The following is a 23,266-nucleotide window of genomic DNA, read 5'->3' on the forward strand; positions in this document are numbered from 1 at the left end:
TACCCGCTCAGGCGCGCGGAGCCTTCCGCTCCAGGACCGCCCGGACCAGCAGCCCGCCGACGAGTGCCCAGAACGCTCCTCCGATCCCGAGGACGGACAGGCCCGACGCCGCCAGGAGGAACGTCACGGCTCCGCTCATCCGACCCCGCGCATCGCTGAAGGATGCCGTCACCGCCGTCGCCATGGTGCCGATGAGTGCGAGGCCGGCCACGGCCTCCACGAGCCCGGCCGGGGCGGCACCCACGACGACGACGAGGGCACCCGAGACTCCCGCGAGCACCAGGTAGGAGACCCCGGCCGTGAGGGCCGCGATCCAGCGGCGGTCCCGGTCCTCGCCCGCGCCCTCGCCGGCGGACAGCGCCGCGGACAGGGCCGCGAGGTTGACTGCGTGCCCGCCGAAGGGCGCGACGACGGCGGTGCCGAGTCCCGTCACGGCGAGCGCGGGCCGCCAGGGTGCCCGGTAGCCGAAGGACGCGAGGACGGCGACGCCGGGAAGGTTCTGCGAAGCCATGGTGACCACGTAGAGGGGCAGGGCTATGCCGACGACGGCGGCCGGATCGAGGGTCGGCAGGGTGACGGTGAGCGTGGGTGCGAGGGAGGACGGGTCGATGACCGTCCCATGCAGGGCGAACTGGAAGCCGATCACCGCCAGGGCGGCGGCGAGGGCGAGCGGGACAGCCCACTTCGGCACGAGCGCGGAGGCAGCGAGCCAGACGGCGATCACCGGCAGCACCAGCAGGGGGATGGAGCCCAGGGACTGGAACGGGGCCAGGCAGAGGGGCAGGAGCACGCCGGCGAGCATGGCCTGGGCGAGGTGCTGCGGGATCCGGGCGACGAGGCGGCCGAGCCACGGCACCGCCCCGGTCAGGGCGATCAGGACGCCCGTGACGAGGAACGCACCCACCGCTGCCGGCCAGCCTCCCGCCGGGATGCTCGCACCGGCCAGGAGGGCGGCGCCGGGCGTGGACCAGGACAGGGTGATCGGGAGGCGGTACCGCAGCGACAGCAGGACGATCCCGACGCCCACCACGGCCGTCAGGGCGAGCAGCCCCGACGCGGCCTGCTCCGGCGTGGCGCCGGTGACCCGCAGTCCCGCGAGGACGACGGCGAAGGACGACGTGAAGCCGACGAGGGCCGTGACGACCCCGGCGAGGACGGGTTCGTGCAGGCCGGGCCGGACGGCGGTACTCGTGTGCACCGGGGTCTCCTGTCCGGAACGCCGGGCGCCCCGTCGATCGAAGTGTTCTGTATATGGAACGGCAAGCGTAGGATGCGGGGATGCCCGAGGACAAGCCCGACCGGACCGGATCGCTCCGAATCGCCGTTGCCCGGCGCATTACGGCGCTGCGCCGGGAGAAGGGTCTCTCGCTCAGCGGCCTAGCCGCCCGGGCAGGGATCGGTAAGGGCACGCTGTCCGAACTCGAGGCCGGCACCCGCAACGCGACCCTCGAGACCCTTTACGCGCTGGCGGGCGCGCTGGGAGTTCCGCTGACCGGCCTCGTGGGGGACGAGACGGGCCGCAGCGTGTCCGACGGCGTGGTGGACGCCCGGCTCCTGATGGTCCGCCTGCACGACGACGGCGGGACCTCGGAAGTTTTCTGGCTCACCATCGCCGCCGGCGGCACGAGGATCTCACCACCGCATGTCCCGGGTACCACCGAGCATCTGCGGCTGGTACGGGGGAGTGCGCGGGTGGGGCCTCAGGGCGCCGAGCGGGCGGTCGATGCCGGCGGGTCGCGGTCGTGGTCCGGCGACACGGTGCACTGCTACGGGTCGACGGAGGGAGCCGAGGGAGTCCTCGTCATCGAGACTCCAAGGGGGCCAGCCTGAGCAGGTTCAGGTTGAGCCGGTCGGACGCTCTGCATCCCGTCAGGCGTTGCGGACCTGCTCCAGGCGCCGCTGTACGGCTTCCAGTTCGTCGCTGAGGGACTGCAAACGGGCTGTGTTCTGTTCCACGGCGAGGGCGCGGACGAGGGAGTCCTGGCGCTCGCGGAGCGCCGTTTCGGAGGTCGGCAGGTCGGTGTTCGGCATGCTCCCAGTCTTCCAGAGCGCAGCCTGCCGCGGCGTGATCTCGACCACTGCCCCGCATGGCCCGGCCCTGCAGGAAATAGATGCGCCGAGGCAACCGTTCCCTCAACAGGCCCACGACCGCCGTCGTGGTTCTGGAAATCGAGAGGTGCATCCATGACTGTCCCCCTGTCCATCCTGGATCTGGCGCAGGTCGCCGAGGGTTCCACCCCGGCAGAGACGTTCGCGTCCAGTGTGTCGCTCGCGCAGCACGCGGAGACGTGGGGCTATCGCCGTATCTGGTACGCCGAGCACCACAACATGGGCAGCATCGCATCCTCGGCCACGAGCGTCCTGATCGCCCACATCGCCGCCCATACCTCGAGCATCCGGCTCGGTTCCGGCGGCGTCATGCTGCCCAACCACTCACCGCTGACGATCGCGGAGCAGTTCGGCACCCTCGAGAGCCTGCACCCCGGACGCATCGACCTCGGGCTCGGCCGCGCCCCGGGCAGCGACCAGGTCACTGCCCGTGCGCTACGGCGTGATCCCGCCTCCGCCGACAGTTTCCCGCAGGACGTCCTCGAACTGCAGGGCTACCTCACGGGCGAGACGCGGGTTCCCGGCGTCCAGGCCACCCCCGGCAAGGGCACCAACGTCCCGCTGTACATCCTCGGGTCCTCGCTCTTCGGCGCACGGCTGGCCGCTGCCCTCGGCCTGCCCTTCGCCTTCGCATCCCACTTCGCACCGCAGGCCCTGCAGGACGCCGCGGCGATCTACCGCCGGGAGTTCACGCCCTCGGAGCAGACCGACAGGCCGCACTTCATCGCCGGGGTCAACGTCATCGCGGCGGACAGCGCGAACGATGCACACCACGAGTTCCACGAGGCGATGCTGCGTCGCGTGAGCCTCCTCCTCGGGCGCGGCCAGACCTTCACGCGCGAGGAGTCCGAGGCCATCCTCGCGTCTCCGGGCGGCCAGCAGATGGCCGACATGGCCCGGTACAGCGCGGTGGGAACGGCTGACGTCGTGCAGGACTACCTGGAGCGTTTCGCGGCTCAGACCGGGGCGGACGAGCTCATTCTCGCGACGCAGGCGGGCAGCACAGAGGCCTGGCTGCGCTCCTTCGAGCTGGTGGCAGGGGCCATGCTTCGCGTGGGCGCCTGAGGGGCTTGAAAAAAGAACCTTGCACTTCTGCTTGCCATCACCCTCCAACGTTTGGTTAAGTAGGACCTAGTTGTAGTGTTGCGCATTTGAATTTCGCGCGGTTTAGCCCTCGCGGGATAGGCCGCGTCTCTGAAAAAGCGGACAAGCACGCCGCGACTGGGGCGTTCCGAAAGTCGGAGCGCGTCTGAATTTCAGAAGGAATGAATAAAAATGGCAACAGGTACCGTGAAGTGGTTCAACGCTGAAAAGGGCTTTGGATTCATTGCTCCCGACGACGGAAGCGCAGACGTGTTCGCACACTTCTCCGCGATCAACGCGAGTGGCTACCGCTCGCTCGACGAGAACCAGAAGGTCAGCTTCGACACCGAGCAGGGCCCCAAGGGTCCCCAGGCGTCGAACATCCAGCCCCTCTAAGGCTCGGATCTTCAACTAGATCTTTTCGAAGAAGCAGGATGGACTACGGTCCGTCCTGCTTCTTCTTTTAACCTGCCGGCATCCGACAGCTCTCCTGCCCGTCAGGAGGCGCCGGCGCAGAGTCCGATGAAGGCGCCGAGCTCCTCGAGGGCTGCCGGCGTCGACGGCAGGTGATGGGTCAGCCGGGGCGAGCGGATGAGGACGGCCCGCCATTGGCCGCGCGAGACGGCCACATTGACGCGGTTGCGGTTGAGCAGGAACCCGATGCCCCTCGGTGCCTCCGCAGCTGAGGATGCCGCCATCGTGACGATCACGACGGCGGACTGCTGGCCCTGGAACCGGTCCACCGTTCCCACCCGGACGTCCCCGCACCCCGCGGCGGCCAGTGCCTTCCGCACGAGCTGCACCTGCGCGTTGTAGGCGGCCACCACGAGGATGTCGGTCTGCGCGAGGGGGCGGGGCGTGGCGCGCGCGTCCGGGGTCCAGGGAAGACCGAGGTGCCGCCGCACCTGGGCGACCACCTCCTCGGTTTCCTCCGGTGACGAGGTGGCATTGCCGGAATGCTCGACGGACACGCACTCGATGCCGGGTCCGGGCCCCTCCAGGTGGCGGCCCCGGGCAGCCGGAGCAGTGGTGAGGCGTCCTTCATAGGCGAAGGCGGACACGGCCCGGCAGAGGTCCGGGTGCATCCGCCAGGTGTCCGCCAGGAAGTAGCCGAACTCCGCCGGAAGGGTCGCGTGGCCGGCGGAGAGCCAGCCGAGCGCCGATGCATCGACCGGTTCGGGGTGGGTCCCCTGGGTCACCTGCGGAAGCTGCTGGGGATCCCCGAGGAGCAGGAGCCGGCGGGCGGCCTGCGCCACGGCCATCGTGTTGGCGAGTGAGAACTGACCCGCTTCGTCGATGACCAGCAGGTCGAGCGAGCCCGCCGGGACCTTGCTGCCGGTCATCGTCCAGGCCGTGCCGCCGATGAGGCAACCGCCCTCCGTACCGAGAAGGCGGGCGACGTCGTCGTCGGACCGCTGGCTCCAGGGCGTGTCGGGGTCCTCGGTCCGTTTGGCCACCAGGCGTGCGGGAACCCCCGCCTCCATCGCGCGGCACAGCAGATTCTCGACAACGGCGTGGGACTGGGCGACGACGCCGACCTTCCAGCCGCCCCGCACCAGCCGTTCGACGACGTCGGCGCCGACGTGCGTCTTGCCCGTGCCGGGCGGCCCCTGCACCGCGAGGTACGAGTCCGAGAGCAGCCGCAGCGCCGCGGTGATGGCCTCCGCGTAGCCGTTACTCCCCGGCGGGACGGCGGGCAGGGCACCGCTCGAGAGGCGTGGCGGAACCCGCCGCAGCAGGTCGAGTGCGGGACCCGTGGGAATCCCGGGCAGTGCCCGGCCGACACGGTCGGCGAGTGCCACCAGCGCCTCCTGCAGGGACTTCGTCAGGAGGGGCTGGTCCGGGGCGAGGGCCACGGGCACGTCGGGACGAGCCTCTGCGCCGCGCTTCAGCTTCTCCCGGAGGACCGCTGTGACGCCGTCGTCGTCCTCCGACAGCTCCGTCACCTCGATCCCGAACCACCCGCCGCGCCCGGTGCCGCTGCTGTCTGCGACGTCGGCACCGGCGGGCACGGGGGAGTCGTAGAGAGCGAAGTAGGAGGAGCCCTCGCGGAAATCCGCACCGGGCTGCAGCCGGGCCGTGACCTTCAGCGTCCGCACGGGGTTGGACCGGGATGTCGGCCGGGCCCAGTCCTCGACGACCTCCAGCGTCCGGAAGACCATCACATCGCGGGACTCCTCCCACTCGGACGCGGGAGCCGCCAGGCGGTCGAAGTGCGACCACCAGAACTGTTTCCTCTCCCGTCGGTGGTAGCCCACCGCCGCCGCGACGAGGGCGACGGCCTGCTGGTCGGGGTGCTTCACCTCCTCCGGCGACAGCCGCGCGAGGTGGTCCAGCAGCCGCGCCTCCTCCGGGGCGGGCCCGTAGGCGGGCCGCTCCTCGGCGGCCGGAGCATCCCGGTCCACCTGATCAGGCCCCGCGTGGCGTACCCGGAGACCGAGCAGCCAGTCCCGGAGCCGCAGCGTCGAGATGCAGTCGTAACGGTTGTAGTCGCTGATCCCGGCCAGGATCTCCGCGGCAGCAGCCTGCTCGCCGGCGTCACGAGCGGTGCAGTAGGCGGCATAGGCGACGACGGAGGCGCCGGCGTCCGTGACATCACCCGAGCGGAGGTCGCCCTCCATGTAGAGGGGCTCGAGCTTCTTGAGGCTGTAGGAGCGTTCGGAGATCCGGAGGCTGGAGCGCACGGTCTCGTAGAGGTCCACGAGCACGCCGTCCCGCAGCAGCGTGTCCACGGCGTCCTCGCCGATGACGTGGACGAGGGACAGGCGGCGCAGCGCGCTCTTCTCGTAGGCGGCGTAGTGGTAGACGTGCAGGTCCGGATACTGCCGGCGGCGCTGCGCGACATAGTCCAGGAAGCGGGCGAAGGCACTGCGCTCCTCGGCCCTGCTGTGCGCCCAGAACGGACGGAAGGGCGGCTCCTCCCCGTTGTCGGCCGGCTGTTCGACGACGCCGAACAGGTACTCGATGCCCCAGCTCCCATCGGCGGGGTCCTGCCACAGCGGATCGCCCTCGAAGTCGAAGAAGATGTCTCCCTCGCTCGGGGCGGGGAGCGACGCCAGGGTGTGGCTGGGGAGGACGCGGTAGGAGACGGTGCGCTCCTGGCCTCCGGCGTCGCGGTAGGTGACGCCGCCGTCGACCTCCGCGGTGCCGAGCTGCAGGCGCGCCTGCTCCTGCAGCCGGGTGAGGGGTGCATCCTCCAGGCGCGGCGTCATGGCGGCGAGGTGCTCGATCGTCGAGATGCCCTCCCGGCGGAGCCTCGCCCTGCGCTCCCCGGTCATCGAGGCGACGAGCAGCAGGTCGCGGGTCGCCTCGACCTGCTCCCTGCAGTAGTCACAGCGACCACAGGCGGCGAGGTCCGCCGTCTCCCAGGCAACGGGGTCCGGCTGGTTCCGGTGGCTGTGCACGAGGTCGAGGAACCGTGCGCGGCGTTCGCGGAACACCGGCAGGAGGTCGGACAGGCTGTGGACGCTGCGCGTACGGTCACCGAGCACGAGCGTCACGTCGGTCGAGGTCGGGATGCCGGCCGCCTGCAGCTGATCGCCGTAGGCAGCGAGCTGGAGCAGGGCGCCGACCTTCGCGTGGCGCGCGAGCTTCGTGTCCCAGACGGCATAGGAGCCGTCCCCCTGCCGGACGAGGAAGTCGGAGCGGCCGTGGAACGTGCCGTCGAAGAAGGCCGCCTGGAACACCACGGATGCTCCCGAGCGGAGCGCGCGGATCGACTCCTCGTGCTTGTCCGCCAGGACGCCGCGGTCCATGGCGGCGGCCGGTTCGACGTCGTACACACCCGTCGGGTTGCCCGGCGACCAGAGCCCGTGCTCGGCCACCAGCCCGTCCAGCACCCGGCGCTCGTGCAGGTCGCCGAGGGCGGCTGCACGCTGCAGCATCGCGTCCGCTGCGAACTCGGCACGCTCGGCCCGTCCCAGCTTCTCGTCGAGGACGCGCAGGAGCCGGTATCCGCATTCAGAGGCCAGAACGAGGTCGGTCGCGGAGAACACGAGATCGGGGCCGGAAGCCTCGGGACCGCCGTCGAGCAGGAACATGTGCTGCGGAACCTTCCGTCGTGCTGCCGGGATTCTTACAGTCCATCATCTCCCACCGACGATCGTGTGAGCCGTCCCACAGCAGGCCGGGACGGGCCCGTGCCGACCCGGGGGGATGGAAGAATTGGCAGCATCGACGACCGACCAGGAGCAACCGCCATGAACCCCCGCACGCTATTCCGCACCGTCGCCGTCGCGGAGGCGGTGACCTGGGCCTTCCTGCTGCTCGGCATGTTCTTCAAGTACGTCACCCGCACCACCGAGGCGCTCGTACCGCCGGCCGGAGCGGTGCATGGATTCGTGTTCCTGTGCTTCGTAGTCACGACGGTGTTCGTCTGGATCAACCAGCGCTGGTCCGTGGCGACGGGCCTGCTGGGGCTCGCCTCGGCGGTTCTCCCCTTCGCCACGGTCCCCTACGAACGATGGCTCGAACGCCACGGGCGGCTCGCGCGTGCCTGGCGCCTCGCCCCCGGCGCCGAGGCGCCCCGGAACCCCCTCGAGAACCTTCAGGCCTGGGTGCTGCGGAGCCCGCTCGCCGCACTTCTGGTCGCCATCGCCGGGATCTCGGTCGTCTTCACCGTGCTGCTGATCGTCGGGCCTCCCGGATCCTCGAGCTGACGGGCGCACCATGACCGAGCCATGCAGCACCACCGACGACGAGCGGTACTTCCTCTCCGGCGGACGCCGCTGGCGCAGGACCGATCCGTCACTGCCCGAGGACATCAAGGCACGGCTGATGTCCCACCTCGGTCGCGGACGATCGGGTGTCCGTAACAGCGCCAGGGGCGACGACGGCGGAGCGCTTCCCCGTGCACGGCGTACCGTCCAGTTGGCCAAGGAAGGGCTCGGCGAACGGGGGACTCCCTGGTGGGAGCAGTCCGAGGTCGAGAGGACGGCCCGCTGGACCGCAGCGCTGAAGGAACTCGACGCGCTGCACCCGAAGCGGCCCGACCAGCATCCGACGGACGGGATGCTGCGGGCGGAGATCCTGCGGATCGCCGAGCAGCGGGGGAGTGGAAAGACATTGTGCCCCTCGGACGCGGCCCGCAGCATCGGTGGGGACACCTGGCGGAACCTGATGCCCGCGGCTCGACGGATCGCCTTCGAACTGGCTGGCGAGGGGCGCGTGGACGTCACGCAGCACGGCGAGCCCGTGGAAGCCGACGCACGAGGGCCCATCCGCATCCGCTGGGTGCACTGACGGTACGACAACGGCGGCACCCGATGGGTGCCGCCGTCCGTCGTGCCCGCCTACTTCCTGGCGAGCTCGGGGTGGTGGAGCTCCGTGACGTCGGGGTGGGCGCGTACGCGGCCCTTCAGGACGTTCGACCCGTAGGTGGACAGCATCGGGTTCTCCGGATCGTCCGTGATGCCGCGGGCCGCGGACTTCAGGTCGTCCGTGAGCGGCACCGGAGCGATCACGGCGTCGAGACGCGGTGACCAGAAGAACGGGACGGCGTAGCGGTCCACGCCCGCCGGGGGAGCGGTGACGCGGTGGATGGTGGCGGCGAGGTAGCCCTCGGTGGCCACCTCGAGCATCTCGCCGAGGTTCACGACGAGCGCCCCGGGGATCGGCGTGACCGGCACCCACTCGCTCGCACTGTGGGGGAGGACCTCGAGGCCGCCCACCTCGTCCTGCAGCAGGAGGGTCACGAAGCCGTAGTCGGCGTGGGCGCCCACGCCCTGGGATCCGGCTCCCTCCACGACGCCGCCGACGTAGTGGACGAGCTTCGCCATCCAGGCGGGCGTCCTCTCGAAAGGCTCGGCGAAGTAGTCCTCGGGAAGGTGGAGGGCGACGGCGATGGCCGAGAGCAGTTCGGCACCGACCCGGGACATCAGCCCGGCCCAGGCCATCGCCTGCTCCTCGAGTTCGGGGAGGGTCTCCCGCGGCCACAGGTTGGGCCCCTGGAGCAGCCAGTACGGCTCGTCCGCGGGGTAGTCGCTGAGCGGTGCACGCTCGGGGGAGAAATCGATCTGCTCGCGGGCGTCGGGCCTGCCGCGCGTGATCTCGGTGCCCAGTCCCGCATAGCCGCGGAAGTGGGGCGACGTGCGGTTGTGGATCTTCAACCGCTCCTCGAGCGGGAGGTCGAAGAAGCGGCGCGTGACATCGAAGAGGTCGTCCACCTGCGTGGGCGCGGCGCCGTAGTTGACGACGTGGAAGAAGCCGACGGTGTGCGCGGCATTGCGCAGTTCCTCGATGAAGCCGGGGTTGAAGGAACCATCGGCGGAACGTGCGGTACTGAGGTCAAGGGTGGGGATCGATCCCGTGGAATGCTCCATGCGGAGGAGATTACGCCCGTTCAAAGACGCTTCATGACTTTTCGTTACGCAGTATTGCGGCCGGACCCGCCGGTATCCGGACCGCTGACGCCCGCCAGCCCGCGCACGAGGCGGAGGCCGCCGTCGGATCCCGGCCAGTGCCGCTCCAGCGCTTCCGGTCCGGCGCTCCGGACGACGGCGCGCAGGACGACGGCGACCAGCACGATGTCGTCCGCGTAGCCGATGACGGGCAGGAAATCCGGGACGAGGTCGATCGGCAGCAGAAGATACACCACGAGCGCGCCGAGCAGGAACCGGGCACGTCCCGGCACCGCCCGGTCCGCGGCGAGGCGGCGGATGAGCCGCAGGAGGTCCGGTCCGAGACGCAGCACGTCGGTCAGCGACAGGATCTCGGGGTGCCGCCTGGCGTAGAGGCCCAGGAAGAGGAGGAAGAGCCCGTAGGCGGCGAGGATCGCCACGCCGGCCTCCAGCAGCACGTGCCAATCCATTGCGTACCCCTTCCCGCCATCGTCCGTGGACACCGTACTGCTAGGCGGCGAGGGCGGCGCGCAGGACGGCCGCGATGCTCTCGGTCACCTGCTCCTCGGTGACGGCGCCGGGATCGGCGGCGCACTCGATGGCCATGCCGTTCACCGTCGCCAGCAGGATGGTGGCGAAGACGGTGTAGTGCTCCGGGTCCGACGGCGCGCCGAAGGTCGCCGCCCGCTCGGCCAGCGTCGTGGCCAGCAGCGAGCGCCGGGTGCGCCGGTGCTCGCGGAACACGGCACCCACCTCGGGGTCCCGGCCCGCCTGGAGGGCGAATTCGACGACGAGCGCATGCCAGCGCTGGTCGCGCAGGACACCCCGGGCGAGGTAGCGCGCGGTGTGCAGGACGGTCTCGTCGAGCGAGGTCAGGTGGTCCACCTGGCTGAGGACGTCCGCGGCGGTGTCGGCGAGCCGTTCGCCCAGCAGGGTGGCGAAGAGTTCCTGCTTGGAGCCGAAGTTCGAGTAGACGGCGCCCTTCGTGTAGCCCGCCCTCTCGGCGATCGTGTCGAGCCGGGCGGCGACGTAGCCGATCTCCTCGAAGACCTCGAGCGCCGCGGCCAGCAGCCCCGCGCGGACGTCCTCGCGTCGTGGGCGGCGGCGCGGCCTTCCCGCCGTCGTGCTGTCGGTTGTCGTGCGTGCTGTCATGTCGTCCTCCCGCAGTTACGATACCATTGGTACTGAATACTCCGAGTATCGAAATTGAGGATCGCCATGGTCAGCTCCCTGTTCCCGAACCCCGATGCCCGGGCGGGCGGTGCTCCTGCCATCGTCGTCGAGGACCTGACACTGCGGGCGGGCGGGAGGACGATCTTCGAGGACGTCAGCTTCGAGGTCCCGGCCGGGTCACTCACCGTGCTCGCCGGAGCGTCAGGGGCCGGCAGGACGGCCCTGGCCCTGGCGCTCGCCGGACGGCTCTCCGTCACGGCGGGGCGGTCGTCGGTCCTCGGCCTCGCCCTGCCACGGCACGCCGGTGAGGTGCGCCGCCGGGTGGGTTTCACGGGCAACGCCACCGTGGTGCCGCTCGACGAGACCCTCACCGTGCGGCACCACGTGGCCGAAGCGCTCCAGCTGGCGGGCCCGTGGTGGAGGCGGTCGGCCACCCGCGATCGGGTGGACCGCACCATCACCGCCGCCAACGACCTGCTCGCCGCCCTGGAGGACGTGGTCGGCGAGAACGCACCGTCGGGGCCACTGGCGCAGGCACGTTTGCGCCGGGGCGAACTGGTGCGTGATGCCTCACCCGTGGCGCGCTTCACGCTCAGCCTCGTCCTCGCCCTCGTGTCGGGTCCCGACGTCCTCGTGGTGGACGACGTCGACCAGCTCCGCACGGCCGACGAGCGCCGCGCTGCCTGGGCCGCACTGCTCACCCTCGAGCGCACCCGGCGTGACGACGGCGGTCCGCTGACCGTCGTCGCCACCTGCCAGGACTGGCAGGAGCTCGACGACGTCCTCGACCCGGGACACCGTCTCGGCGCCCTGCCGCTGCGCCCCGTCACCGTCCACACCCTGGGCGCCCCCGTGTCCGTCCCGACCCCAGACCCAGAAACCAGGTAAACCGTGTTCTCCCTGCTCCGCATGGAACTCTCCCGCTTCCGCATCTCCCTCCTGTCCAGGGCCGCGCTGGTGGTGATCGCCATCATCCCCGCGCTGTACGGCGGTCTCTACCTCGCGGCCAACTGGAACCCGACGGGCAATCTCGACCACCTGACGGCCGCCGTCGTGAACGAGGACCAGCCTGCGACGGCTGCGGGCCCCGACGGTACCGATACCACCATCTCGGCGGGTGCGGACCTCACCGGTACGCTCACCTCCTCGGACGGCGCCGGGTTCACCTGGGTCGAGGCCAGCAGGGAGGACGCGCAGGAGGGCCTCGATGACGGGACCTACGCCGCCACGCTCGAGATCCCGTCCGGGTTCTCGGCCAAGCTCGCCTCCGTCGGCGGCGACACTCCGGCGCAGGCGATGCTCGACATCACCACGAACGACGCCGACAGTTACATCGTCGGTCAGGTCGGCAACACCGTGGCCGCCACCCTCCAGCGCCAGGTGCAGTCCGGTGCCACCGAGGACTACCTCGACAGCATCTACCTGGGCTTTTCCTCCCTGCACGGCGAGCTCACCGAGGCCGGCGAGGGTGCCGGCAGGATCGCCGACGGCGCACAGAGTGCCGATGAAGGGTCGGGTTCCCTCGTCGTCGGGCTCGGTAGCCTCGTGGACGGCAGCGTCCAGCTGTCCTCCGGCAGCGCGCAGGTCGCCGGCGGAGCGGCGGACCTCTCGGGAGGAGCCTCCGACCTCGCCGCCGGGCTGGCGCAGCTCGAGGCGGCGACGACGGAGCTTGTCCCGCAATCGCAGCAGCTCGCGGAGGGTGCCGCATCGGCAGCCACGGGAGGAGCAGCGGTGCGCGACGGAGCTGCGCAGGCCTCGGCGGGAACGCGGTCGGTCGCCGACGGCGCGACCTCCCTGTCCGGTTCGGCGACGGCCCTCGCGGACGGCACGCGCAGCGTCGCCGACGGCGTCGCCCAGGTCGGGGACGGGGCGGGGGCCCTCTCCGCGGGAGCGACGCAGCTCTCGGCCGTTGCAGGGCAGGCAGCCACCGGCGCGCGTGCCGTCTCGGATGGCCTCGCACAGCTCACGGCGAACTACGGTGCACTGACCGACACCGAACGGCTCGCCGCACTCCAGCAGCTCGCGTCCGGTGCGGACGCCGCGGCTGCGGGGAGCGAGCAGGTGGCCGCCGGCACGGGGACCCTCACCGCCTCCGCCACGGACCTCGCCTCCGGTGCCGGAACCGCAGCCGCCGGAGCGGGCACCGCGGCCGACGGCGCGGGCCGCCTCGCCACGGGCGCCTCCGAGCTCGCCACGGGCGCGGAGGATGCCGCGGCGGGCGCCGGGCAGGTGGCACAGGGCGCGGCGGGCCTCGCCGACGGGCTCGAGCAGCTCCGGTCCGGGACCGGTACCCTCGCAGCAAGCGCCCCGGCGCTGCATGACGGCATCGTCTCCGCCTCGGACGGCGCCGACCGGCTCGCCGCAGGAGCGTCCACGCTCAGCAGCGGCGCGGAGCAGGTGGCCGGGGGAGCGGCAGCCCTCGCCGACGGTTCCGGACAGGCGTACGACGGCGCCACCCGGCTCGAGGACGGCCTCGGGACCCTGTCCAGCGGCTCGCAGGACCTTGCACAGCAGCTCGAGCAGGGCGCAGGGCAGGTGCCGGACTACTCCGACGCCCAGCGCACGGAGCTGAGCGGCGTGGGGGCGTCACCGGTCGCCGTCGAGCGGACGCACGCCAATGCCGTCGACGCGTACGGCGAGGGCATGGCGCCCTACTTCATCCCGCTGGCCCTCTGGGTCGGCGGCATCGTGACCTACATCGTGCTCCGGGCGCTGTCGCCGCGCGCACTCGCCTCGACGGCCGCATCCTGGCGGGTGTCGGCTGCCGGCTATCTGCAGGGCGCGCTGTTCGCGGTGCTGCAGGCGCTGGTGCTCCTCGGGGTCCTGGTGGCAGGCGTCGGGCTGACCACGCCCCACCCGGTGGGCCTGCTGGCCTTCACGATCCTCACGGCGCTGGTCTTCACCGCCATCCACCAGGCACTCGTCGCCCTGCTCGGCGGCGTCGGCAGGCTGGTCGCGCTGGTGTTGCTGATGCTGCAGCTCACGTCCGCGGGAGGTACCTACCCGGTGGCGACGTCGCCCGGCTTCTTCCAGTTCCTGAGCCCGCTGCTGCCCATGACGCACGCCGTCGTGGGACTGCGCCACCTCATCGCGGGCGGGGACCTCGGCGTCGTCTGGCTCTCGGCAGCGCAGTTGCTGGTCTTCTTCGTGCTCGCGGCGGGCCTGTCCGTCGTCGCGGCGCACCGGCACCGCTCGTGGTCCCTCGGGAAGCTGCACCCCAGCCTCGCGCTGTGACAACTCCCCGCAGAGGGGAAGCGCGCATGCGCAGGAACTTATAGGTTGGAACGGTACCCAAGCACAGTACGTCCACCAGGAAGGCACCATCCCATGATCTTCATCGTCGTCAAGTTCAACGTGAAGCCCGAGTGGAGCGACCGCTGGATCGACCTGACGCGGGACTTCACGGAGGCCACCCGCCGGGAACCGGGGAACCTGTGGTTCGACTGGTCCCGCAGCGTCGAGGACCCCAACCGGTTCGTGCTCGTCGAGGCGTTCCAGGACGACGCCGCGGAAGCCCATGTCAACAGCGACTACTTCTCCCAGGCCATGGAGGACATGCCGCAGGCACTCGTGGAGACGCCGGAGATCATCAGCGAGCGCATCGGCGCCGAGGGCTGGGGCCGCATGGGGGAGCTGACGGTCAACTAGGGCGCAGCCTCCGCAACGCCGGCGTTCCGGCCGATACCCCGGCGCCGACCGGAAAAGGGCCGCACCTGTTCCGACAGGTGCGGTCCTTTGCGTTTCGGACGACTCAGGGCAGGGTTGCCGGACGGGTGTGCTCCGCGAGCAGACCCGTCACCTCCCCGTCCGCGATCAGCGCGTGATCCCCCGCGGACAGGAAGGACCCGGGCTTCCGCAGGTCCTTGACGATGTCCCAGTGCAGCGACGACTGGTTGATGCCCCCGCAGTCCGGATAGGCCCGTCCTAGCGCCAGGTGCATGGTGCCCAGGATCTTCTCGTCGATCAGCAGGTCGCCCGTGGCGGTCGTCATGCCGGGGTTGGTCCCGATCCCCAGTTCCCCCACGCGTCGCGAACCCGCATCGGTGTCGAGCAGCTCGCGGACGAACCCCTCGCCCCGGGCGGCGGACGCTTCCACGACGGTGCCGCCCTCGAACCGTAGCTCCAGCTCGGTGATGGGAGAACCGGCGAACCAGAAGGTGCCGGGGAAGCGGATATGCCCGTCGACCCCGTCGTCGAGGGGAGCCGTGGCGATCTCCCCGTCGGGCAGGTTGGCCTCGCCCGCGAAGCTGATCCAGGTCCGTCCACGGGTTCGAAAGGTGAGGTCGGTGTCTCCGGCGACGACGCGGACGGTGTCCTCCTGCCCGAGGGCAGCACACAGCATGTCCCAGCGCGCGCGGAGTTCGGACCAGGGCGCCAGGCAGCCGGCGAAGAACTCATCCAGCAGGCCGACGTAGCCGACGCCGATGAGCTCGGCCCACTCGGGCGTCGGGACCCGCACCAGGGACCACGCGGTCTCCTCCCACCGGGCGGTGGAGACGAGGCCCTTCCCCCGGCGCTGGGCGGCGAGCCGCACCTCGTCGACGTCGTCGCCCGTCGGAGCGACCATGCCCCGGAAGGACACGTGGACGTCCGCCCAGTGCATCGACGCCAGCTCCAGGGGAGCCGGTGCGGACAGCATGTCCACCGGGGCGTGCGCGACGGCGATCCGGTCGAATCGTTCGTCGGTCGCCAGGACCTGCGGACAGGCACCCAGGCGGTAGCACTCCTCGACGAAGGCTTCCACCGCGGGCATGACCTGCGGATCCGTCATGAAGACCGACACCCTGCTGCCGTGCCTCACGCCTGTGCCGCCGGCAACCTGCGCTGCGAGCAGGGCCCACCGATGATCAGCGGTCATGACGTCTCTCCATCCTCCGGGCGTTCAGGGCCGACAGGGAACGGTACAACTCCAGGTAGTCGGCGTGGTCGCTGCGGAGGACCGCGGCACCGGAGGTGTCGACGTCGATCCTCTCACCGAGCCGGCCCCAGTCCTTGATGCTGTCCCGATCCGGAAGCCTGCCGACGGCGAAGGCAGCGATCGCCGCATCGCCGAGCGCTGCGCCGTCCGTCAGCGCAATGGTCTGCGGGGAGCCCGTGATGTCCGTGACGGACTGGGTGAAGATCCGGTTCTTCGTCCCGCCGCCGACCGCGAGGATCCGCTCAGGGGTCTCCCCGACGTCGTCGTAGGCGGAGAGGGCGTGCGCGACGGAGTGGGCGACCCCCTCCAGGACTGCCCGCGCGATATCCGCGCGGCCGTGCTCGAGCGACAGGCCGACCAGGGCTCCACGGCTCGTCGGATCATGGACGGGGGTGCGTTCCCCGCTGAAGTGCGGAAGCAGCAGCAGGCCGTGCGCTCCCGGAGGTGACTGCTCTGCGAGCGCCAGCAGTCCGCCGAAGAGCTCGTCGTCGCTGACGGACAGGTCCAGTCCCAGGACATCCGCCACCCACCGGGTCAGGGTCCCCGCCGTGGACGTGCCGGCGGCCAGGACGAACGTCCCGGGGAAGACGTACGGGGCGGACCAGAGCACCTTCCCGCGCAGGGGTGCCTCGGTCACCTTGATCATGTAGGTCGAGGAGCCGTACATCAGCATGAGATCACCCGGATTCACCACCGTCGCGCTCACCGCTTCCGCGGGAGCGTCGACGGCGCCGAAGACGACCGGGACCCCCACCGGCAGGCCGGTGAGCCGGGCCGCCTCATCGGTGACGGTTCCGGCGATGTCGGTGGCCCAGCCCAGCTCCGGCAACTGCTCACGGCGCACTGCATTCTCGCAACCCGTCACGTCCCAGGACTGGCTGTCCAGGTCGTAGAAGGGATGGAAATAGCCGGCGGTTCCGTGATCCATCGTCACCCGGCCGGTCAGCCGGGCCACGAGGTAGCCGTGCGCCGTGACGTACCAGCGCGCGGCCGCTGCGATCTCCGGCTCGTTGTTCCTGACCCAGGCGACCTTCGGTCCGGCCGACTGGCTGGTGAGCGCATTGCCGCTCCGCCGGAAGACCTCCTCTCGACCGAGGTTCTCCTCCAGCTCTCCGATCTCGCGGAAGGCCCTGGTATCGATCCCGTACAGGATCCCCGGACGCAGCGGGCGCAGGCCGGCATCGACCGGCAGCACGCACGGCCCGATCGCGCTGCAGCCGACGGCGGCGATGGTCCCGTCCCGGGCGGCGTCCGACGACATCAGCTCCGAGCTCACCGCGGCGAAGTCCGACCACCACACCAGGTCCGCGTCCTGTTCGACGTGTCCCTGCCGCGGCGTGGAGATCCCGTGCCGGCGTCGGGCGCGCGCCCGCACGACGCCTTCCGCGTCGACGACCACTCCCTTCGTCTCGAAGGTGCCGATGTCGATGCCGACGAACAGCTCCACGGCGGCTACAGCGACCGTCGGAAGTTCTGGACCTCGGACATCAGTTCCTTCACGCGGGCGGTATCGGCGGGGTTCTCGAAGACGCCGTCGGCCTTGAAGTAGGTCCCGACAATGGCCGCGTCGGCGACGCGTAACTGCTCCGCGGCGTTCGCTGCCCTCACGCCGGTGTTGACGATGACCGGAGTGGATCCCGCATTCTCCTTGACCGTCGCCAGGACACTGGTGTCGGTCGGGGCGCCGGCGGTGAGTCCGGAGACGCAGAGCCCGTCGGGCCGGCAGTTGAAGACGGTGCTTCGGGCGATGTCGGCGATGGTCCGTGACCCGAGGTAGGACGCAGCTTCCGGCACGATGTTGTAGAGCAGCCGGACGTTCTCCCCGCAGACCGCGATGCGGTGCCGTGCGGTGGCGCCGACGTTCGTCTCCCACGTGCCGAAGTCCGATGCGTACACGCCGGTGAAGATCTCCCGGACGAACGAGGCGCCCGTCGCGACAGCCAGGTCGATCGAGGCCGTCGCGTCCCAGAGGACGTTCACGCCGAAGGGCACCCGTATCTCCTCCCGCAGCTCGCCGATGATCCTGGCCATGGTGATGGCGGTGATGGGCTCCGTCTTCGTCAGGTAGGGCAGGCTGAATTCGTTGGAGATGAGGATGCCGTCCACGCCGCCGTCCTGCAGCGCCTGCAACTCGCGGCGTGCATGGTCGAGGACTGCTGGGACGCCACCGTCCCGATCGTAGGAGGGGTCGCCCGGGAGTGCCTGCAGATGGCACATCGCGATGACCGGTTTGGGTACGTCGAATACGTCGTCCAGCCACGTCATGGGGGTCCAGCTTTCTGTTCGGGATGCCTGCCGGGCCGGCAGGCAGGGGTGCGGATGCTAGTTGGCGGCTTTCCAGGACTGCAGGAACCGCAGGAACGCGGTGGCCCCCGGGTCCTGCAGGCCGATGCTGCGTTCCTGGAGCCAGGATGCGCGGCCCCGGCGCGACTGCATGCCCACGGTGTCCGTCACGCCGCGCTGTGCTGCGTCGATGGCCTTGTCCAGGGCCGCGTCCGGAGGATCACCGGCAGACAGTGCTTCCGCGGCGGGCATCAGGGCATCGAGGATGGTCTTGTCACCGACCTGCGATTTTCCGCGTTTGCCGATGTTCTCTCCTGCCGCGGTGGCGAAGGCTCCGGCGTCGGCGACGCTGACCGACGCGGCGTCGTCCCAGACCCGGGATCCCGCCAGCAGCGCCCCGGCCACCAGCGCAGCCATGGTCGACGGGTTGGCGTTCGCGAAGGCTTTCGCGCAGGTCTTCGCGATGTCGGCGGGGAGCGCATCGTCCGGGAGTTCCTCGAGGGCAGCGCGGACCGCTTTGGCCCCGAGCGACACGGTGACGCCCAGGTCGCCGTCGCCCAGCGCGGCGTCGAGGTCGCGCAGCTCGTCGGCGTACTGGATCACGTCGGCGAGCGCGTTGCGGATGGCGGTGTTGAGGTCCGGTCCCTGCATGGCACTCATCCCTCCCGGAAGAACGGAGACTCGGCCGGGGCATTGAGCAGCGCGAGCCGTTCCTCGTTCAGCTTGAGGAGCGAGATGGAGGCACCCGCCATTTCGAGGCTCGTCGCGTACTCGCCGATGTAGCGTTTCTCCACCGTCAGGCCGAGCTCCTCGGCGATGTGGTGGACGCGCCGGTAGAGGACGTAGAGCTCCTCCAGGGGAGTGGCTCCCATTCCGTTGACCAGGACGGCCACACGGTCCCCGGCCGTCAGTCCGAGGTCCTCCACCAGCGGGTGGACGAGCCGGGTGGCGATCTGGTCGGCCGTTTCCAGCTGTCCCCGGTGGATGCCCGGCTCGCCGTGGATGCCGATCCCGATCTCCATCTCCCCGTCGGGCAGGTCGAAGCTGGCCTTCGCCGTCGTCGGAAGGATCGTGGGAGAGAGGCCGATGCCCATGGTCGCCGTGTTCTCGATGATGTCCTCGGCGACGGCCGCCACCTCGGCGAGACTGTCGCCCCGTTCCGCGGCAGCACCGGCGGCCTTGTACGCGAAGACGATGCCGGCCACGCCGCGACGGTCCTCGGCGCGTTCCTTCGGCTGGCTCGCGACGTCGTCCCGGCCGAGGACGGTGCGCGTCTCGACGTCCTCGAGTTCGGCCAGGTCGGCCGCCAGGTCGAAGTTGAGGACGTCGCCGCCGTAGTTGCCGTAGAGGTAGAGGACTCCGGCGCCGCCGTTGACGGCCAGGGTCGCCTCGAAGATCTGCTCCGACGACGGCGAGGAGAAGACGTTGCCGATGGCGACGGCGGAGCAGAGGCCCCTGCCGACGTACCCCTTGAAGAGGGGCAGGTGTCCGGACCCGCCACCCGTGACGATGCCTACCCTGTCCGGGAGCGGGGCATCGGCCCGTACCAGGATCCGGGGATCGCTGCCAGGGGTCCGGACGAGATCCGGATGGGCCAGGGTGATCCCTTCGATCATCTCGTCCACGAAGTTCTCCGGGTCGTTGATTATCTTCTTCATGATTCCCTTCATCGTTACGGCAGTACCGGGTTGGTGTCCGGAAGATCCTTCCGGGCTTTCCTCCTCCGGAAGTGGATCTGGTCGAAGACCATCACCGCGATGAGGATGAGGCCCTGGGCGATGGAGTATTCATAGGAGGACAGGCGGATGGCATTGAACCCGCTGGAGACGATCTGCAGTGTCAGGGTGGCCATGACGACACCGGCGACGGTCGCGAAGCCTCCGCTGGGGTTGGTTCCTCCGAGCACGGCGATGACGATGACGAGCAGGACGTAGGACGACCCGTAGTCGGCGCTCGCCGTCGGGTTGCGGGCGAGGAAGACGATACCGGCGAGCCCTCCGAGGAGACCCGACACCAGGTAGGTGCCCATCAGGACCCTCCGGCTGCCGATGCCGGAGTACTTCGCGGCCAGGGGGTTGGCGCCCTGCAGCTGCAGCTTCAGCCCCAGCGGTGTCCTGTTCATCAGGACGGCGATGGCTGCAGCAATCAGCAGGAAGAACAGGAAGAGCGCGGGGATGCCGGCAACGGTCGTCGTCGCGAAGGACGTGAGGGCCTCGGGCGCGCCATAGAGCGTCTGCCCGTTCGTCCAGACCACGGCGATGCCGTTCAGGATCTGCATGGTGCCGAGCGTGGCGAGGATCGGGGTGATCCCCACGACGCCGATGAGGAACCCGTTGAACAGCCCGGCGAGAACGGCCGTCGCGAGCCCGAGCACCAGGATCAGCGGCATCATCGCGGCGGCCTGTGCTGGATTCCCGGCTGCAATCCCCGAGTAGACGGTGGTGATCGTGATGGCCGCGAAGTTCGCGATGGCGACGATCGACAGATCGATCCCGCCGGTCACCATCGCCAGCATCATCGCCACGGCCAGTATGCCGATCTCGGGCGAGGCGATCGCGATGTTCTCGAGGTTGAGCGGATTCAGGAAGATCGCAGGCTTGAGCAGGGCGAAGATCGCGAAGGACAACAGGAGGAGGATCAGCATCCTGGTGATGCCTTTTTCCCTCCGGATGGTCGCGAGGAACGAACCCAGGCCCTGATCGAGCTGCGCATTGAGCCGGCCCAGCGTGGGCCCGGCGTTCTTCTGGTCCAGAGCCACGGTTACGCCCCCGTCTCTTCAGTGACGAATACCTTCTTGGACTGCCGCTTCGCGGAGAGGGCCTGGATCCCGACGCCGACGATCAGCAGGACGCCGACGGCGGCGCGCTGCCACGCGGTAGGAATGCCGACCAGGATCAGGCTGTTGTTGATCAGTTGCACGAGCAGCACGCCGAGCACGGTTCCGAGGACGGAACCCCTGCCGCCGAAGATGGAGGCGCCTCCGAGAACCACGGCGGCGATGATGTCCAGTTCCGTTCCCACCAGCGCCTGCGGATTGGCATTGCGGCCGAGGATCACATGCAGCACACCGGCGAAGGCGGCGAGGACGCCGGCCAGCACATACAGCGCCACCTGGATCCTCGTCACCGCGAACCCGGCACGGCGTGCCGCCTCGGGATCGCCGCCGATCGCATAGATCCCACGACCGAACATCGTCCGCTTGAGCACCCATGCCACCAGGACGCACAGTGCGATCACCGGAACCACGAGCACATGCAGGAAGGCATCATTGTCGCCTGCCCGGATGGTGATGACATTGGCCGTCGATATCGCCGACATGCTTCCCGGCAGGTCCGCGATGTAGCGCGAGCCGATGTAGGCGACCAGGATTCCCCGGAAGATCCCCTGCGTCCCCAGTGTGACGATCAACGTCGAGAGCCGGAAGCGGGCGATGACGGCACCGTTCACCAGCCCGAGTAACGCCCCTATTCCGCAGGCGATGGCGAAGACCCCGATGAGCCCGGGATCGAAACCGCCGGCCTCCGATACCTTCACGGCCGTGTACCCGGCGAAGATCGCGATGGCCGCGAAGGAGACGTCGATTCCGCCGGAGATGATGACGATCAGCACTCCGAGGGCGAACACCATGGGCACGATGGCACCGCGCAGGATCGAGAACAACGTGCCGACCGTGAAGAAGGAGGGGCTGATCAGTGCCATGCCGATGACCAGCACCAGCAGGACGAGTGCGAGCACGCCCTCGTTGTTGGCTCCGCGCAGGTCGGCTAACCGGATCTGCTTCCTTCGGGCGAGCACGTCGCTCATGCCGCCATCCTCTCCTCGATGGCTCCGGGCTGGATCTCCTCGCCGCCGAGTTCATCGACCACGGCGCCCTGCCGCACGACCAGGACCCGGTTGCATACCGCGACGAGCTCCGGGACGTCGTCGGAGATGACGATCACGCCCATGCCGCTGTCGGCCTGTTCCCGCAGGACCGCGAGGATCTCCTCCTTGGAGCCGACGTCCACCCCGACGGTGGGACCGTTGAGGATCAGGATGGCCGGGTGGTTCGCCAGCCACTTCGCGAGGACGACGCGCTGGGCGTTGCCGCCGGAGAGGCTCCGGACCGGAGCTGTTACGTTCGCCGCCTTGATGCGCAGCTGGTCGAAGAGCCGTTTGATCGTCTGCGCGACCTTCCGGGTGTCGACGAACAGCTTGCCCTGCAGATGCTTGTCGACCGAGCCGGCGATGATGTTGTCCGCGATCGACTTCTCGAGGAAGAGTCCCTGGCTGAGCCGGTCTTCGGGGACGTACCCGATGCCCGCGCGGATGGCGTCCTCGATGGAGTTCAGCCTCACCCGCTTCCCGTTCACGTGGACCGACCCGGAGTCGGCGGGCAGCACCCCGAAGAGGCTCTCGGCGATCTCACTGCGGCCGGAGCCGAGCAGCCCCGTGATCCCGAGGATCTCCCCGCGGTGCAGGGTGAAGGAGACGTTGTGGAACGCGCCCTGGAGGGTGAGTGAGTCGACGGTCAGGACGGGATCTTCCTCCAGTCGCGGGGTGGTGACCAGCCGGGTCTCGTTGACGTCGCGTCCGGTCATGTGCCGGATGAGCGACCCCCGGTCGAAGCCGGCGGTGGGTCCTGACACGACGTTCCTGCCGCTGCGCAGGATGGTGAGGTCCTGTGAGACCTCGAGGGCCTCCTCCAGCTTGTGGCTGACGAACACGAGTGCCACGCCGCGCTGCTGCAGGGTGCGGACGACGGCGAAGAGCCTCGCGACTTCGCTGTGGGTGAGCGCCGTCGTCGGTTCGTCCATGATGATGACCCGGGCGTCGTTCACCAGGGCGCGGCAGATCGCGGTGAGCTGCTTGTCGGCCACCGAGAGGCGCTCCACGTCCTGGTCGAGGTCCAGGTGCAGCCTCAGCTCCTTCACGATGCGCTCGGCGGCCGGACGGGATTTCCGTGCGGAGAAGGTCCTGCTGCGCGCGGCGACAGCGGACGTGAGCACGATGTTCTCGGCGACGGTGAGATTGGGGAAGAGGGAGAAGTCCTGGTAGATCACCTGGATGCCTGCCTTGATCGCCTCGGCGGGAGTCATGAAGGCATGAGCCCGGCCATCGATGAAGATCTCGCCCCCGTCGGGATGCTCGGCTCCGCTGATGATCTTGATGAGGGTTGATTTGCCGCAGCCGTTCTCACCGGCAAGGCAGTGGACGTTGCCGCTCACGAGGGAGAGGCTGACGTCCTGGAGGGCTTTCGCGCCGCCGTAGCTCTTGGAGATGTTCCTGACCTCAAGGACCGGAGGTGCGCCGTCGGGCGCGGAGGATGTGCTGGTCATGGGTGCGTCCTCGGTATGCAGCGGGGCGGCCGGCGCGGTGATGT

Annotated in this window: 22 protein-coding genes; 8 read left to right on the forward strand and 14 right to left on the reverse strand. The window is 69.7% G+C overall.

Features of this window, described 5'->3' with window-relative positions; genetic code table 11:
- Nucleotides 1–7 precede the first annotated feature (7 nt).
- Nucleotides 8–1,198 (reverse strand): benzoate/H(+) symporter BenE family transporter, encoded by a 1,191-nt coding sequence (locus P5G52_RS15150; RefSeq protein ID WP_301229030.1) that lies wholly within the window; start codon nucleotides 1,196–1,198, stop codon nucleotides 8–10.
- 80 nt (nucleotides 1,199–1,278) lie between these two features.
- Between P5G52_RS15150 and P5G52_RS15155 the strand changes: the two genes are divergently transcribed.
- Nucleotides 1,279–1,830 carry a helix-turn-helix domain-containing protein gene (locus P5G52_RS15155; RefSeq protein ID WP_301229032.1) on the forward strand — a complete coding sequence of 184 codons (552 nt, stop codon included), beginning with the start codon at nucleotides 1,279–1,281 and terminating at the stop codon, nucleotides 1,828–1,830.
- A gap of 39 nt (nucleotides 1,831–1,869) precedes the next feature.
- Here P5G52_RS15155 and P5G52_RS15160 read toward each other — a convergent pair whose 3' ends face one another.
- Nucleotides 1,870–2,031 (reverse strand): hypothetical protein, encoded by a 162-nt coding sequence (locus P5G52_RS15160; protein WP_301229035.1) that lies wholly within the window; start codon nucleotides 2,029–2,031, stop codon nucleotides 1,870–1,872.
- A 153-nt stretch (nucleotides 2,032–2,184) separates the two neighbouring features.
- Here P5G52_RS15160 and P5G52_RS15165 point away from each other — a divergent pair, with 153 nt between their 5' ends.
- Complete coding sequence (locus P5G52_RS15165; protein WP_301229037.1) at nucleotides 2,185–3,174, forward strand: LLM class flavin-dependent oxidoreductase; 990 nt, start codon at nucleotides 2,185–2,187, stop codon at nucleotides 3,172–3,174.
- Nucleotides 3,175–3,384: 210 nt separating this feature from the next.
- Nucleotides 3,385–3,588, forward strand: a complete 204-nt coding sequence (locus P5G52_RS15170; RefSeq protein WP_026533290.1) for a cold-shock protein — start codon at nucleotides 3,385–3,387, stop codon at nucleotides 3,586–3,588.
- 101 nt (nucleotides 3,589–3,689) lie between these two features.
- On the opposite strand, the gene P5G52_RS15175 is transcribed toward P5G52_RS15170, so the two are convergent.
- On the reverse strand, nucleotides 3,690–7,232 hold the full coding sequence (locus tag P5G52_RS15175) for a TM0106 family RecB-like putative nuclease (RefSeq protein ID WP_301229039.1): 3,543 nt from the start codon (nucleotides 7,230–7,232) through the stop codon (nucleotides 3,690–3,692).
- Between the two features lie 159 nt (nucleotides 7,233–7,391).
- Here P5G52_RS15175 and P5G52_RS15180 point away from each other — a divergent pair, with 159 nt between their 5' ends.
- A complete protein-coding gene (locus P5G52_RS15180; protein WP_301229041.1) occupies nucleotides 7,392–7,850 on the forward strand; it encodes a DUF3817 domain-containing protein in 459 nt (152 codons plus the stop codon).
- Between the two features lie 10 nt (nucleotides 7,851–7,860).
- A complete protein-coding gene (locus P5G52_RS15185; RefSeq protein ID WP_301229043.1) occupies nucleotides 7,861–8,433 on the forward strand; it encodes a DUF3253 domain-containing protein in 573 nt (190 codons plus the stop codon).
- 50 nt (nucleotides 8,434–8,483) lie between these two features.
- Here P5G52_RS15185 and P5G52_RS15190 read toward each other — a convergent pair whose 3' ends face one another.
- Genes P5G52_RS15190 through P5G52_RS15200 form a run of 3 tightly spaced genes read right to left on the reverse strand, consistent with a single transcriptional unit; the run spans nucleotide 8,484 to nucleotide 10,682 of the window.
- A complete protein-coding gene (locus P5G52_RS15190; protein ID WP_301229045.1) occupies nucleotides 8,484–9,512 on the reverse strand; it encodes an isopenicillin N synthase family dioxygenase in 1,029 nt (342 codons plus the stop codon).
- 44 nt (nucleotides 9,513–9,556) lie between these two features.
- Nucleotides 9,557–10,000: a YkvA family protein gene (locus tag P5G52_RS15195; RefSeq protein WP_301229047.1), complete on the reverse strand. Its 444-nt coding sequence runs from the start codon at nucleotides 9,998–10,000 to the stop codon at nucleotides 9,557–9,559.
- 40 nt (nucleotides 10,001–10,040) lie between these two features.
- Entirely contained in the window at nucleotides 10,041–10,682 is a 642-nt protein-coding gene (locus tag P5G52_RS15200; protein WP_301229049.1) for a TetR/AcrR family transcriptional regulator, read from the reverse strand.
- A gap of 66 nt (nucleotides 10,683–10,748) precedes the next feature.
- Here P5G52_RS15200 and P5G52_RS15205 point away from each other — a divergent pair, with 66 nt between their 5' ends.
- The 3 genes from P5G52_RS15205 to P5G52_RS15215 all read left to right on the forward strand — a co-directional run bounded on the left by P5G52_RS15205 (nucleotide 10,749) and on the right by P5G52_RS15215 (nucleotide 14,351).
- Nucleotides 10,749–11,591: an ATP-binding cassette domain-containing protein gene (locus tag P5G52_RS15205; protein WP_301229051.1), complete on the forward strand. Its 843-nt coding sequence runs from the start codon at nucleotides 10,749–10,751 to the stop codon at nucleotides 11,589–11,591.
- Between the two features lie 3 nt (nucleotides 11,592–11,594).
- On the forward strand, nucleotides 11,595–13,937 hold the full coding sequence (locus P5G52_RS15210) for a YhgE/Pip domain-containing protein (protein ID WP_301229053.1): 2,343 nt from the start codon (nucleotides 11,595–11,597) through the stop codon (nucleotides 13,935–13,937).
- Between the two features lie 93 nt (nucleotides 13,938–14,030).
- Complete coding sequence (locus P5G52_RS15215) at nucleotides 14,031–14,351, forward strand: putative quinol monooxygenase (protein ID WP_301229054.1); 321 nt, start codon at nucleotides 14,031–14,033, stop codon at nucleotides 14,349–14,351.
- Between the two features lie 103 nt (nucleotides 14,352–14,454).
- On the opposite strand, the gene P5G52_RS15220 is transcribed toward P5G52_RS15215, so the two are convergent.
- Genes P5G52_RS15220 through P5G52_RS15255 form a run of 8 tightly spaced genes read right to left on the reverse strand, consistent with a single transcriptional unit; the run spans nucleotide 14,455 to nucleotide 23,222 of the window.
- Nucleotides 14,455–15,561 (reverse strand): aminopeptidase, encoded by a 1,107-nt coding sequence (locus P5G52_RS15220; protein ID WP_301229056.1) that lies wholly within the window; start codon nucleotides 15,559–15,561, stop codon nucleotides 14,455–14,457.
- The gene (locus P5G52_RS15225; RefSeq protein ID WP_301229058.1) at nucleotides 15,551–17,068 is read right to left on the reverse strand and encodes an FGGY-family carbohydrate kinase; all 1,518 of its coding nucleotides are present in this window, start codon (nucleotides 17,066–17,068) and stop codon (nucleotides 15,551–15,553) included. The genes P5G52_RS15220 and P5G52_RS15225 overlap by 11 nt, the downstream gene beginning before the upstream one ends.
- A gap of 5 nt (nucleotides 17,069–17,073) precedes the next feature.
- Nucleotides 17,074–17,886, reverse strand: coding sequence for a BtpA/SgcQ family protein (locus tag P5G52_RS15230; RefSeq protein ID WP_301229060.1), 813 nt, complete (start codon nucleotides 17,884–17,886; stop codon nucleotides 17,074–17,076).
- Nucleotides 17,887–17,943: 57 nt separating this feature from the next.
- A complete protein-coding gene (locus P5G52_RS15235) occupies nucleotides 17,944–18,564 on the reverse strand; it encodes a DAK2 domain-containing protein (protein WP_301229062.1) in 621 nt (206 codons plus the stop codon).
- Nucleotides 18,561–19,562: a dihydroxyacetone kinase subunit DhaK gene (locus P5G52_RS15240; protein ID WP_301229064.1), complete on the reverse strand. Its 1,002-nt coding sequence runs from the start codon at nucleotides 19,560–19,562 to the stop codon at nucleotides 18,561–18,563. The genes P5G52_RS15235 and P5G52_RS15240 overlap by 4 nt, the downstream gene beginning before the upstream one ends.
- 14 nt (nucleotides 19,563–19,576) lie before the next feature.
- Nucleotides 19,577–20,662 carry an ABC transporter permease gene (locus tag P5G52_RS15245; protein ID WP_301229066.1) on the reverse strand — a complete coding sequence of 362 codons (1,086 nt, stop codon included), beginning with the start codon at nucleotides 20,660–20,662 and terminating at the stop codon, nucleotides 19,577–19,579.
- A gap of 2 nt (nucleotides 20,663–20,664) precedes the next feature.
- Nucleotides 20,665–21,708, reverse strand: coding sequence for an ABC transporter permease (locus P5G52_RS15250; protein WP_301229068.1), 1,044 nt, complete (start codon nucleotides 21,706–21,708; stop codon nucleotides 20,665–20,667).
- Nucleotides 21,705–23,222, reverse strand: coding sequence for a sugar ABC transporter ATP-binding protein (locus tag P5G52_RS15255; protein ID WP_301229069.1), 1,518 nt, complete (start codon nucleotides 23,220–23,222; stop codon nucleotides 21,705–21,707). The genes P5G52_RS15250 and P5G52_RS15255 overlap by 4 nt, the downstream gene beginning before the upstream one ends.
- Nucleotides 23,223–23,266 lie beyond the last annotated feature (44 nt).

It is taken from the genome of Arthrobacter burdickii (assembly GCF_030433645.1).
GTDB lineage: Bacteria > Actinomycetota > Actinomycetes > Actinomycetales > Micrococcaceae > Arthrobacter_D > Arthrobacter_D burdickii.

Coding starts and splice junctions, on each gene's coding strand:
- P5G52_RS15195 (WP_301229047.1), bottom strand. CDS start 10,000: ATGGATTGGCACGTGCTGCTGGAGGCCGGCGTGGCGATCCTCGCCGCC.
- P5G52_RS15165 (WP_301229037.1), top strand. CDS start 2,185: ATGACTGTCCCCCTGTCCATCCTGGATCTGGCGCAGGTCGCCGAGGGT.
- P5G52_RS15235 (WP_301229062.1), bottom strand. CDS start 18,564: ATGAGTGCCATGCAGGGACCGGACCTCAACACCGCCATCCGCAACGCG.
- P5G52_RS15255 (WP_301229069.1), bottom strand. CDS start 23,222: ATGACCAGCACATCCTCCGCGCCCGACGGCGCACCTCCGGTCCTTGAG.
- P5G52_RS15185 (WP_301229043.1), top strand. CDS start 7,861: ATGACCGAGCCATGCAGCACCACCGACGACGAGCGGTACTTCCTCTCC.
- P5G52_RS15190 (WP_301229045.1), bottom strand. CDS start 9,512: ATGGAGCATTCCACGGGATCGATCCCCACCCTTGACCTCAGTACCGCA.
- P5G52_RS15175 (WP_301229039.1), bottom strand. CDS start 7,232: ATGTTCCTGCTCGACGGCGGTCCCGAGGCTTCCGGCCCCGATCTCGTG.
- P5G52_RS15155 (WP_301229032.1), top strand. CDS start 1,279: ATGCCCGAGGACAAGCCCGACCGGACCGGATCGCTCCGAATCGCCGTT.
- P5G52_RS15240 (WP_301229064.1), bottom strand. CDS start 19,562: ATGAAGAAGATAATCAACGACCCGGAGAACTTCGTGGACGAGATGATC.
- P5G52_RS15170 (WP_026533290.1), top strand. CDS start 3,385: ATGGCAACAGGTACCGTGAAGTGGTTCAACGCTGAAAAGGGCTTTGGA.
- P5G52_RS15250 (WP_301229068.1), bottom strand. CDS start 21,708: ATGAGCGACGTGCTCGCCCGAAGGAAGCAGATCCGGTTAGCCGACCTG.
- P5G52_RS15200 (WP_301229049.1), bottom strand. CDS start 10,682: ATGACAGCACGCACGACAACCGACAGCACGACGGCGGGAAGGCCGCGC.
- P5G52_RS15205 (WP_301229051.1), top strand. CDS start 10,749: ATGGTCAGCTCCCTGTTCCCGAACCCCGATGCCCGGGCGGGCGGTGCT.
- P5G52_RS15230 (WP_301229060.1), bottom strand. CDS start 17,886: ATGACGTGGCTGGACGACGTATTCGACGTACCCAAACCGGTCATCGCG.
- P5G52_RS15220 (WP_301229056.1), bottom strand. CDS start 15,561: ATGACCGCTGATCATCGGTGGGCCCTGCTCGCAGCGCAGGTTGCCGGC.
- P5G52_RS15215 (WP_301229054.1), top strand. CDS start 14,031: ATGATCTTCATCGTCGTCAAGTTCAACGTGAAGCCCGAGTGGAGCGAC.
- P5G52_RS15180 (WP_301229041.1), top strand. CDS start 7,392: ATGAACCCCCGCACGCTATTCCGCACCGTCGCCGTCGCGGAGGCGGTG.
- P5G52_RS15160 (WP_301229035.1), bottom strand. CDS start 2,031: ATGCCGAACACCGACCTGCCGACCTCCGAAACGGCGCTCCGCGAGCGC.